7 protein-coding genes are annotated in these 12164 nt (G+C 34.5%); 5 read left to right on the top strand and 2 right to left on the bottom strand.

Annotation, left to right across the window (positions count from 1 at the left end):
* Nucleotides 1-181: 181 nt before the first annotated feature.
* The gene (locus tag wVul_RS00105; RefSeq protein ID WP_047758666.1) at nucleotides 182-1063 is read right to left on the bottom strand and encodes a hypothetical protein; all 882 of its coding nucleotides are present in this window, start codon (nucleotides 1061-1063) and stop codon (nucleotides 182-184) included.
* Nucleotides 1064-1343: 280 nt separating this feature from the next.
* Here wVul_RS00105 and wVul_RS00110 point away from each other — a divergent pair, with 280 nt between their 5' ends.
* From wVul_RS00110 to wVul_RS00130, 5 genes are all read left to right on the top strand, one after another.
* The gene (locus wVul_RS00110; RefSeq protein ID WP_047758667.1) at nucleotides 1344-2597 is read left to right on the top strand and encodes an ankyrin repeat domain-containing protein; all 1254 of its coding nucleotides are present in this window, start codon (nucleotides 1344-1346) and stop codon (nucleotides 2595-2597) included.
* Between the two features lie 363 nt (nucleotides 2598-2960).
* Nucleotides 2961-4295: an ATP-binding protein gene (locus wVul_RS00115; RefSeq protein WP_047758668.1), complete on the top strand. Its 1335-nt coding sequence runs from the start codon at nucleotides 2961-2963 to the stop codon at nucleotides 4293-4295.
* A 268-nt stretch (nucleotides 4296-4563) separates the two neighbouring features.
* Nucleotides 4564-7767: a glycoside hydrolase/phage tail family protein gene (locus tag wVul_RS00120; RefSeq protein WP_047758669.1), complete on the top strand. Its 3204-nt coding sequence runs from the start codon at nucleotides 4564-4566 to the stop codon at nucleotides 7765-7767.
* Nucleotides 7768-7835: 68 nt separating this feature from the next.
* Nucleotides 7836-9041, top strand: coding sequence for a hypothetical protein (locus wVul_RS00125; RefSeq protein ID WP_047758670.1), 1206 nt, complete (start codon nucleotides 7836-7838; stop codon nucleotides 9039-9041).
* Between the two features lie 139 nt (nucleotides 9042-9180).
* Nucleotides 9181-10032 carry a hypothetical protein gene (locus wVul_RS00130; RefSeq protein WP_047758671.1) on the top strand — a complete coding sequence of 284 codons (852 nt, stop codon included), beginning with the start codon at nucleotides 9181-9183 and terminating at the stop codon, nucleotides 10030-10032.
* 320 nt (nucleotides 10033-10352) lie between these two features.
* Here wVul_RS00130 and dnaG read toward each other — a convergent pair whose 3' ends face one another.
* Nucleotides 10353-12104, bottom strand: a complete 1752-nt coding sequence (dnaG, locus tag wVul_RS00135; RefSeq protein ID WP_047758672.1) for a DNA primase — start codon at nucleotides 12102-12104, stop codon at nucleotides 10353-10355.
* Nucleotides 12105-12164: the final 60 nt, after the last annotated feature.

The following is a 12164-nucleotide window of genomic DNA, read 5'->3' on the forward strand; positions in this document are numbered from 1 at the left end:
TATTAAAAGCTTGAGTTAATTTCTGTAAGTTTTCCTTTTTAAATTGGTATCCTCTCAAGTAGCTGACACTGGTTTCACTTACACAATGTCTGTACTACAACGCGTTCATATAGTTGCACCACAGACAATAATTCTCAAATCGGGAAAAATTACTACTTGTGTTGTGAGCTACCAGGATGCTCTATAGACAATATTCCATGATTGCCAGAGAGCAAAGTGCGTATGAGTCACTTTGCATTAGTGCTTGTTTTGCTTCTTGTTGAGTATTTTCTGTACGCATGCTCATGCCAAATTGCAAATCTAAACCATTTTTTGGAAGAAGATCGCATTGAAGTTTGAAACCAGTAGCAAAACTTTTTTGTTGATCACAAAGATCTCCAATCATGATTCCTTGCATGCTTACACTACAGTCATTTCCAACTGTTCGTATCATTGCTTTACCATCTCGTATACCATTATTGTTTATGTTTTTTGCCGTGATAGTCTGGTCTATAGCTTGCTTACCTTCCACTACTCGAGATATTACTTCTATATTTGGTTGATTATCACTTCTCATTAGTGGTTGATCCTGTTGCCCTAGCTTATTAACTGCTTCTTTAACACACGTATTGTATTTTTCGCCACTATTTATCTCAATTTTATTTACTGTTTGAGCTTCACCTTTTTCTATGTCTTTTTGACTAAATATATCTTTATTGATAGCTCGAAAAATAAGAAGTGGTATCAGTGAAGTTATTAGATTTAATATAATGCATGGAATTAAAATCGCTGCTGCAGCTGTACAGATTAAGATTCTAGCTACGCCTTTTGCTACTTTAGATAATTTAGAATCGTTTCCTTGAGTATTAACAGCATTCAAAAAGAGCATAATCAAACCAAAAAGTAATGCTGTTATAGCAGTTGGTACAATGACTGGAATAAGCAAAAAAGCATTGATTAACTTTTTTCCAGAACTAGTTGATTTACCATTCAGTGATGTAAGATAGTTTTGGCCAGCATTAGTAATCCATTTTACACCAGATAAGACTCTTTCACTATTTTTTTTTGAAAGCTCAAATTTCATTTTCACTACCGTTTTTATTTCTAATATTATATTACAGAATTAGTATTACAAGGTCAACATAAATTTTTTACTTCCATGTTTTTCTATTGTTGTTTATAATGACTATAGTTACATCACATATTTCTCTCAATTAAATACATCAATTATTTACTGCAAATTACTGGGCTTTGCACATTATCCTATAGTTTGGTTATAATCTTTTCTCAATAACTCCTAAAAATATATTTACTTTTGTGTGTAATTGTGTAGTAACTGCGTCATAAGGTTATAGGAGGTAACAATGAACTTTAAAAATTTTAGAAAAATATTAAGTGCAATTGATAAGGATGCAAGTGTAAATAAAGATAACGTAATTAATAAAATAAAAGAAGTATTACAAAGGGAAGATGCAAACACGTATCAAGAGTGGGAAAATAAAAATTTTAGTATAAATCACATATTTACTCAAAGTGATCCTGATGCCGAATTTACATTGTTAATTGTAGCTGCTGCAGCTGGCTATAAGGATTTAGTGAATGTTTTATTAGATAGGCATGCGGACGTTAATGTAGAAGATGAAAATAAGGAGACTGCTTTGCATCATGCCGTTTGTAGTAGATGTGTAGGTGCAGTAAATGCTCTACTAAATAGAGGTGCAGATATTAATGTAAAAGATAGAAGTGGTAAGACTCCTTTGCATTATGCTACTATATATAACTTCATAGATGTGGTAAATGCTCTACTAGAAAAAGGTGCGGATGTTAATGTAGAAGATGAAAATAAGGGGACTGCTTTGCATCATGCCGTTCGTAATGGATTTGTAGATGCAGTAAATGTTCTACTAAATAAAGGTGCAGATATGAATGTAAAAGATAGCAATGGTCAGACTCCCTTGCATTATGCTACTGTGTATGACCTCGTAGAGGTAATACATGTTCTACTAAAAAGAGGTGCGGATGTTAATGTAAAAGATGGAAATATTTGTACTCCTTTGCATTATGCTACTGTAAATAACTGTGTAGAGACAGTAGATGCTCTATTAGTGAAAGGCGCAAGTGTTCATGAAAAAGATAGTTTGCAGAGAACTCCTTTACATTATGCTGCTACAAATGGCTATGTAGAGATAGTAAATGCTCTATTAGCTCAAGGTGCAAATGTTTATGAAAAAGATGAGCAGCAGAAGACTCCTTTCTATTATGCCATTATAAATCATCAGGAAGACACGGTAGAGGATATAAAATGGTTTTTGAAAAGTAAGGTAGTTGGAGATAGTATAATTGTTAGCAGTTCAGTTGTAGTGTTAGGGAGTGTTGTATCAGCGACGCTTTTGGTAACCGAGACAGTGGAAAGTACATTAACATCTGTTGCGACAGCAATAGCTACGTTTGTAACAACAGCATTAGCATCTGGTTACGCTAAATATGCAATATCGAAACTTAATGCTGAGATAAAAGAAATAAAAGAGCGACAAAACGTAATGGAAGGGCGGCAAAGCTTAGGAGAGTGGCAAAATGTAGATCTACAAGAAGTGTATATACATAATGCTCTTTTGTAAATTTTCACTTCCGCACTTTTTCAGTGTTGCTTATAATAACTATATCTACATAATTTAGTGATGTATTTTTCTTAATTCAAAGCTTCAATTATCTATTTTAAGTTATTGAGTTTCTTATTATAATATCTGTCATTCCAGGGTGCTTTTTTTGTCATCCCAGTGCGTGACACTGGGATGAAGGAAAAAAGAACACTGAATTCAAAATACAACGTCGTACATACCATCTGATATCTCTTAATACCGCATAATACCTCAATTATAGATTGATTAAGGACACCTTGAGTTATCTCTTTAGTTAGTCTTACTTTACTATAAAAAGCTTGTACTCTTTAAATCTATTGTTTATAAATTATAAGCTAGAATATGTTTAGTAGAACTAATATGCCTTTTCTTATAGCTGGTGCTATTGCTTCTCTTATATTAATTACATCTGGAGTTTTTGCTGTAGCTCCTTACGTTGCATTTTTATCTTCAGTTGCAGCTTTAAATATAGCTCCCCCTGTTATTTTTATTTTATTTGCGCTTTCTGCAGTAGTAATTGTGTTTTCATATAAAATGATTAAACAAAGTAAAAAATCTCAAGAAAACTCGAAAGCTGAAGTCAAAGAGCTAAATAAAGAGTCAAATAAAGAAGAAAATAAGCTAACTCCAATTAAAGAAGAATTAGAGAATGAAGAGGCTAAAGAAAATAAAAAGAAGCTTAGTGATCTAGAAAAAAAAGTCGAGAGAATTTCAGATAGTTTTGTAACGAAAGATAAAGTGGAGGGGTTAGAAAAAGTGGTTGGTGACCTTTCTGCACAGTTAATTAATAGTACTGCAATAGATGAAGTAGAAGAAAAGTTGAGTATGGAATTTTATGCAAAAGGTGAAGAAAGAGGGTGGAATACAACATTTAGTGATATTATATTGCCAAATGACATAAAAGAAAAATTGAAAGGGATTTATAAGTTACAAGGCAGAGGATATCTCTTGTACGGTCCACCAGGAACTGGTAAGACTAGTATTAGTAAGGCAATTGCAAATCAAACTAAATCTCTGTTTGCGTTTATGTCTGTTTCTGCATCTTGCTTGTCTAATCAATCAAATATAGATCAGGTTTTTGAGAAAGCAGAGGCAAACAGTCCGTGTATAATTTTTATAGATGAGATTGACGGCATTAGCAAAAAGCGCACTTCCATTGAAAATGCAGGACCTTTAACTCATTTACTCACTAAATTGGATCGAGAGTTTTTATCCTCAAAAAATATAACGGTAGTTGCTGCAACTAATCATAAGAATCATTTAGATCCTGCGCTTATTAGGGGTGGTCGTTTGGAGTGTATTGAGGTTCCTGGGCTGGATAAAGACGATACGCGTCAAAAAATATTACAAGAATGGCTCGAAAAATTAAAAGATAGAGATATGAAAATTCTTGTACAGGCTAGTAAGGGATTCGCAATGGCAAATCTGATTTGCTTAATCAATAAAATAAACGAAACTACAGAAAAGGAAGGCAAAATAAAATATTTTCGCACTTTCTGTAAAGATTTCAAAAAGGAGCATAACATAAAAGATGAGCTAGATAAGAAACATAGTAACGGAAAAACTAAAAACAAGGATATAAGTCTATCATCTGGAAGCTTATCTAGAAGTTCATCAGTAAGCTCTTTATTGAGTGATGTATCTTCTCGAGAAAGTAAGCGGCAAATCGGGGAATAAAGAGAATTACTACACAGTCTGGGATGACGCCATGCAAGTGACACAATTCGAATCATGTCATTCCAGTGCGTGACGCTGGAATCCAGAAATAAAGAACAATGGATCCCAGTGTCACGCACTGGGATGACAGGAAAAGGGCTACTCGGATGACATCCTTTTTTTCCTGGATACCAGTCGCATGACACTACTATATAGTAGGTCCCAATTTCATCCCAGTCTGGGATCTTCTTTCAAAAATTCAAAACAATCTATCAAAAAGGAGAATATTATGTCTACAATAATTTTATCATCAATTTTAAGTAAAGCGGGCAGTATTTTTGGTCCAATTGGCCAGATTGTCGGCTCAGAACTCGGTGCTCTGCTTGGTGCACAGCTGGGTAATGCAATATTTGGTCTTGATGTCGAACAAAAGGTGACACATGGGGCGAGACTAAAGAATCTGCAAGTCCAAACCTCAACCTACGGCAAAGCAATTCCAATTATCTATGGTACTTCTCGTGTTGCAGGGAACATTATTTGGTCACAGCCAATCAAAGAAGAATCAATAACCACCAAAGTTGGAAGGGGTATAAATGTTGCGTACAACTACTATGCAACGCTTGCAATTGCAATCTGTAAAGGGGGAGTAGAAAAATTAAATCGAATCTGGGCGAATACAAAATCGCTTAGTTTTGATGAAATAGATTATACTTTTTACCACGGCAAAGAAGACCAAAACCCTGATCCGTTTATGTCATCAATCGAAGATGATATACCAGCCTACAGAGGGATATCTTACATAGTAATCAAAAATTTTCCTCTAGCAGACTATAACAATCGTGTTCCAGTTTTTACATTTGAAGTGCAAACTGCACTGAAGCCCAGTGGGTTTTCAGTGGCGGAAAATATTGCGAATATCAATATCATACCAGGTTCAGGTGAATTTGTGTATGATACGAAAATACAGAAGAAAATTGCGCGAGAAAAAATAAGCAGTAGCCAATATATTCCATACGGACTTGCACAAAGAGTAAATCACAATAATCACACGAAAAAGAGCGATGCAATGCTTTCTTTGGATCAATTGAAAGAAGGTTTGCCGAATGTTGAATGGGCATCGGTAGTGGTTAATTGGTTTGCAAGTAGTTTAAATATCAAAGATTGTAAAATATATCCTGCAGTTGAATTTCAAGATGATTCTGCGATAGTGCCTGATGATTGGCAAGTGGGAAATATTACCAGAGGTAATGCGCAGCTTATTTCAAGGGATGACAATGGCAATCCAAGATATGGCGGCACAGTTAGTGATGCAGCGCTAATAAGATATATAGAAGAGCTGCATAGCAGAGGTTATAAGGTAATGCTCTACCCAATGCCTTTGCTTGACACAGAAAACAAAGAGTGGCGAGGAAATTTGAGCGGACCCCCTGAAGATATAAGTGATTTTTTTGAGAATCAGTACAATAAATTCATAGAACATTATGCGATCATTGCCAAAAGGACTAAAGTAGAAGGGTTTATCATTGGTTCTGAGTTTGCTCAGCTTACAAAAGTAAAAGATGCTCAAGGTAATTATTCTGCAGTGGCAGAGCTGGTCAAACTTGCAAAGCGAATAAAACTTCAGCTTGGGAAAGAAGTAACTGTAACTTACGCTGCCGATTGGAGCGAGTATCATTCATATGATGGTTGGTATAATATGGATGAACTTTGGTCTTCGGAATTCATCGACGTTGTTGGCATCGATGCTTATTTTCCACTTACCGATGGCGAAGAGCCTCCTTTTGGCTATTCTGCGGAAGATGTAATCGATGGTTGGAGCAGTGGAGTGGGGTATGACTATTTCTATGATTACTCAAAGAATGAACCTGAGAAAACAAAGTATAATGACAGCAGATACGCATGGAAAAACATAGAAAAATGGTGGAGTGAAGCTCATGTAAACCCAGATGGCAGTAAAACAAAATGGCAACCAAAGATGAAAAAAATATGGTTTACTGAGTATGGATTCCCCAGTATGAATGGTTGCACTAATGAGCCAAACGTATTTGTTGATAAAGGCAGCATAGAGAGCAAATATCCACGATATTCAAACGGAGAGGTGAGCTTTCTTTCACAAAAAATTGCAATTGAAGGCACACTAAAAAAGTGGCGAGATTCAGAAATGGTGGAGAAAATGTTTCTCTGGGCATGGGATGCAAGGCCATTTCCATATTTTCCCAACTTGTGTGATGTGTGGGCTGACTGCCATAACTGGCAGACCGGGCATTGGACTGAGGGAAAAATTTCACAGCTTAATATTTCCGATATTTTGTCTGATCTATTGCAAAAGGCAGGCTTAAAAAGCGATCAGTTTGATACAAGTGATGTCAAAGGATTGTTGTCTGGGTATGTAATAAACGATCAACAACCTGTACGTTCAATTATTAAAATGCTACAAAGTTGCTATTTTTTTGATGTTGTTGAACAGAATTCTAAACTAAAATTTATTCAAAAGGGCAGGGGAGTTACAACTGAGATATCAGTTGAAGAAACTGTTTTCAATCACAATCCCAGGCTGATACAGCTTAGTCAATTAGATTTAAACAATAGGATTAACATCGTTTATTTTAATCGCAACTTTGGTTATCCAATTGATGTTAAATATGCTGAGCTGCCAAGGCAGGGCAATGCTGCAACGGTTGAAATACCGCTCATTATGGAGGAGGGGGAGGCACAAAATATAGCTGAAGTTTTACTTTATTCTTCATGGCAAGAGAGAAATATATACAACTTTAAGTTGCCGATAAAATATGCGTGGCTTGCGCCAAGCGACTTGATAATGATTTTAGACGGTGAGAAAAAATATACGGTAAGAATTGTAAAGACGAAATTTGAAAGCATGGCTATTCAAATCATTGCTGTTGGTTACGACAGCTCTATATACAAGCTCTCTTTTCCTTCAACAAGATCACTTATGCTCAAAGAATATCCTCCTTCTCATATTAGTAAAACTATCATAGAAATGATATATTTACCGTATGTTAAAGACGATATCGCAAATTTTACTTTAATTGGCGAAGAAGAGAATTGGAAAGGAGCAACGCTCTTTATTTCGTGCAATGATAAAGATTATAAGCCTATCGCAAGCGCAAACAAACAATCTACTTACGGACATGTAATGGAATCTACCAATGACGAAATTGTAGTGGTATTACGCTTTGGTGAGCTGAATGTCATTAGTCCAACTGTGTTAGCACTAGTTGGCAAAGAGGTAATAAAGTTCGAAAGTGCCAAGCTTATAGATAAGAATAAATATCAGCTTAGTAGCCTTATTAGAGGGCAAGAAGGCACTAAGAAACATGAACACACTGCAGGTGAAAAATTTATTTTACTTGATGATTCAATAATATCTTTTGAAGTGCAAAGGGGGAAAAAGTTTTACCTGAAAGCAGTCACCTACAGTGATTCATTGAATAATACGGAAGCGAAACTATTGATCAAGAACTTCAGCTAACCAACAGGTATATTGATTTGCACTTTATTAAAAAATCCACTATATTATTAATATAGTAAGGTAAAATTATGGCTAACAATATAAAAGAATTATCAAATGAAGCACCAATAATACTAACATGGGTGCCAAGAGTACGTGGTGCATCTTTACCAGATGGTAAAAATAGTACCCTGAATTATTTAGAAATAATTAAAAATCATAAATTAACAAATAAAGAGGAGCGGGACATATATTTGGTTATCAACAGTCCTGGGTTCGAAGAAAATCAAATAGATAGTTTAAACCGTGAACTGGAAGGAATTGAAGGAGTTCATGTTGTAGATTTACACCAATATGACTGGAGCGAAATAGATACAGGATGGAAAATAGATGGCAAAGATATTAGTATAAAAGACTTCTTTAGAGACATGTACAATATGCAAGAAGAGCAAAGAATGTATTTTGCCATTGAAATAGATACTTTTAGATTAATTGCTCTAGCGCTACTGAAGCAGTTTACGGAACATGAGGGTGGAATATATATAGACTTTGATTCTTTAGAAGCTATTAATAGTTTGAGTATAAGAAGATTTGGTTGTATTCGATCTGTTAGTATAGGGAGAGATATAGAAATCCCTATGGGAATTTTGTTAGGAGATATTCGGCAAATTTTCGTTCGTGATAAAAAGGGGAACGAATTAATGTATAATGATATAATGGACATAGAAGATTTCAGTAGTGACGATGAATATAAAGTTACAAAGTTATGTGCAAATAATGATTGTATTGCAATAGATAGTCCAGATATAGTAATTAATATTTTACCTTTATATAAAGATAAAATATTAACTCAAAAAGTGATGTGTCAAAAGATTGAAGAAGACTTATCTTTAGTAACAGAAGCGAAGCTTGATGAAGAGGTTTCTGTATTCCTGAGTAATGAAGAACATAGAAATGCTCTAGTAGAAAGGAAAAAGGAAAATTTAAAAAGTTGTATTACAAGCTTTAAAAACAATGGAATACAAGCGCTATATAATATGAAAAATTTTGGCTGCATTGTTGGTAAATTTAATTTAGCTCAAAAAAGCGTAGTAATGACTATTAGTGAACAGTTAATTGGCGAGGAAGTAAGTAAGTGCCGATTATTCTCTTTTGGCTGTAATTATGGTAATTATGTTCCCTTACAGATGAGCAATTTATCTTGGACAAGAGGGAATGATTTATACTATGCAGAAAGCAATTTGGAAGAAACAGAAGTAGACCAGATGGCAATGGAAAAGCTATCGCTTGCATAACAGTTATTAAGAACTTTCTATATTAAAAATAGAAAGTTCTTTAAAGCAAAACTTTAACTTATGACGGAGGCAAAAGTTCTAAAAATTGACAATTAACACAATATTTGCTAACATTAATATAAATAACGTGTAGTACAATATGTCAAAAAAAATAGTTAATTCGTTAAAAACTAAAGTAAAAGAGCTGGAATATAATTACTTAAAAGCTCAAACAACAACATCAGGAGGATGGAGTGAAGTTAACTCTGGCGATCTGACATATAAAGATCTTAACAGAATGGATAATATTATAATTAATGATAGAGTAATAACCAATGAAGTTATTAGTGGGCTGTTAAGAAACGCAAATGGAGCAGAGAGCAGTCGTTTATCTCTCAAGAGAGTCTTTATAGGAATGTTTGAGTACGCTGGTGCAACAGTTCCAAATGATTTGATTATTGAGGAGCTGATAACTAATTATAATCAGGCGGGTTATCCTGGCTTTTTTAGACTCTTCTATAATGAAGCATTAAACTCTTGTGATTTAATTGCATCTTGCTCTGAAAGGATAAGTATTCACATGGAGTGCAATGATCCTAATTATCTCAGATGCTTTTCTAGCACAGAAAACGTGAGAGTGCTTTACTCTACAGACGGTTGTATGTCATTAGATGAGCTATGCGATTTATCTAGCTCAATTGAGTTTCAACTGCAATTTAAGGATGGAAATGTGACATATGAAGATGGTAAAGTGCTGCTTACAATCCCTAAAGAGTTAGAAGATTACAAAGCTGGTGATGACAGTCTGCTCGATAAGCTTGCTGATGTTATTAATAAGATTGTTGAGTATTTGAAAAAGCTCTGCGAGAAATTGGGCTTTAAGTTTGATACAAAAGTAGAGTATAATTCTGAGTGTAATATAAAGATAGAGCACAAACTTGGCAAGCCACTGAAGGCGATAGATGAGCCAGATGTATATGCCGTTAATGGATTAAAGCCCAAAGCACAGTAAAATTATCTTCTTTTAGGTAATACAGAAGCGAAAAGATCTTGGTTGAATCTTTTTACTAAGGTTTTATTATAGTGTGAGCATTAATGTATTGAGATGGTTGGCGATGTAAAAAAATTATCTTATTTTAGATCAAGATTTCTTAAAAAATAAATATAACAAATAAACCTTAAATGGTTGCTATATTGGGCGTATTCTCTTAACTTGACTCGTATGCTTTTTTGAACGTTCCCTTTAATTTTACAAAACATGAAATTTCTTATTGACAATAATCATAGGAGATTGGAATGACAAGAGGGAAACATATCGTATAATATAGCAACTTACTTGTGAATAAACTCCATTTGCATTTCTTGTATACTACTTTCTATTTGTTTTATTTGCTCTATCAATTTTTCCTCTAAATCTAAATTACCGCTCAACCTTGCTTTGATTTTTTCCTTTTGTAATACATTTAATTCTTTGAGTAATACTATGTTATTCCATACAATTTCTGCAGATTTTCTCTCGTTTAATTGGCTGCTCAGTACATTAGTTTTTTCAAGTATAAACTTTGTGACGTTAAGTTGTTCTAATTTTTGTGATAAAACTTTTTTACTGAGTTCGCTTCCGTTATTTGTTACATCAATTATACACTGTTGTAATCTTTTCATTTCTATATTAGTAAATTCAAAATGGGAGAATTGCTCGAAAAGTATAGGACGATTTAAAAGTTCAGGGAAGTCTATTACTATACGCAGGATTATAGCCTGATTTTGCTCTGCTTCAATCAATTCTGGAGATTTGTTATGAAGATACTCACCTTTTGTTACTCTAGTTTTACTATTAAAAATCTGTTTTTTGAAGCTACTTCTTAGTTCACTAGCCTTATTGTAAAAATAATCTCTATAATACCTTCTAATACTGCTGTTGCTAATAGTATTTACATATTCCATGAACTTGTGCTCAAGAATTGAATATTTTTCCGGAGCAAGTTTTTCATAATTTTGCAAGTTGCTATCGATTATGTGATGCCATAAATATTCAGAATGCAGTTTTGTTGAATGGTCAAGAGCAGTCAACACGTCTTCTTTTTTGTATGCCAGTTCGTTACATATATCGTATGGATCTTTATTACTCGGCAAAGTCACGAACTTCAATGTGTATCCAGGCTCCAGTATCGGCAGAGCAAGTTCTGCAACTCGGATAGCAGCATGACGTCCGGCACTATCGCCATCCATACAGATGGAAATTTCTTTAGCAAATTTCCAAAGATTTTTTATCTGCTCTGCAGAAATTGCAGTGCCAAGCGGAGCAACTGTATTGCTAATTCCCGCTTGATGTAGTGCTATCACATCCATATACCCTTCAACAACAAATATGTGTTGTTTTTTGCGTATTTCGCTTAAGGCAAGGTTTAGCCCGTATAAATTCTCCCTCTTTTTGAAGAGCTGACTCTCTGGACTGTTTAAATATTTTGGTTGTTGCTCAGGACTCAGCGCACGTCCACCAAAACCAACAACTTTTCCTGCAATGCTCTGTATAGGAAACATGAGTCGATCATAGAAATAATCACGAAAATTTTTATTTATCAACCCAATATCAGCTAAAATTTTGTCTTCAATACCGAAAGAGTTCAAATATTCTCTCAAACCAGAGCTTGGCGCATAACCTATTCTAAATTTATCTATGATTTCAGGTAAAATCTTGCGCTGCTTAAGATAATCGACCACTCCCTGATTTTTTTGTGTAAACCAATTTGCAGCTAAATTCAGTGCTGAAAACAACTTGTCGTTTTCTTTAGCAACGCTGAGGTTTTGGGGTAACTCAACACCTGCAACAGACGCCAACTTTTCCAACGCTTCCTTAAAACTTAAGCCCTCAATTTGTGAAATAAATTCAAACGCATCACCATGAGCTGAGCAACCGAAACAGTAATATAAGCCCTTAATATTGCTGACCGAAAAAGATGGAGTTTTTTCGTTATGAAATGGGCAGAGTCCAACAAAACTATCTCCTCTTTTTATTAGCCTGACTTTTTTGCCTACTATGTCGGACAACAATAATTTTGACTTTATAATATCTATATGATCCATTTTACCGAATTAGTAGTGGTAGGATAAAAATTATATAGAATTTATGCTGTCCTGACTCGA

It is taken from the genome of Wolbachia endosymbiont of Armadillidium vulgare str. wVulC (genome assembly GCF_001027565.1).
In the GTDB taxonomy this organism is placed as follows: domain Bacteria; phylum Pseudomonadota; class Alphaproteobacteria; order Rickettsiales; family Anaplasmataceae; genus Wolbachia.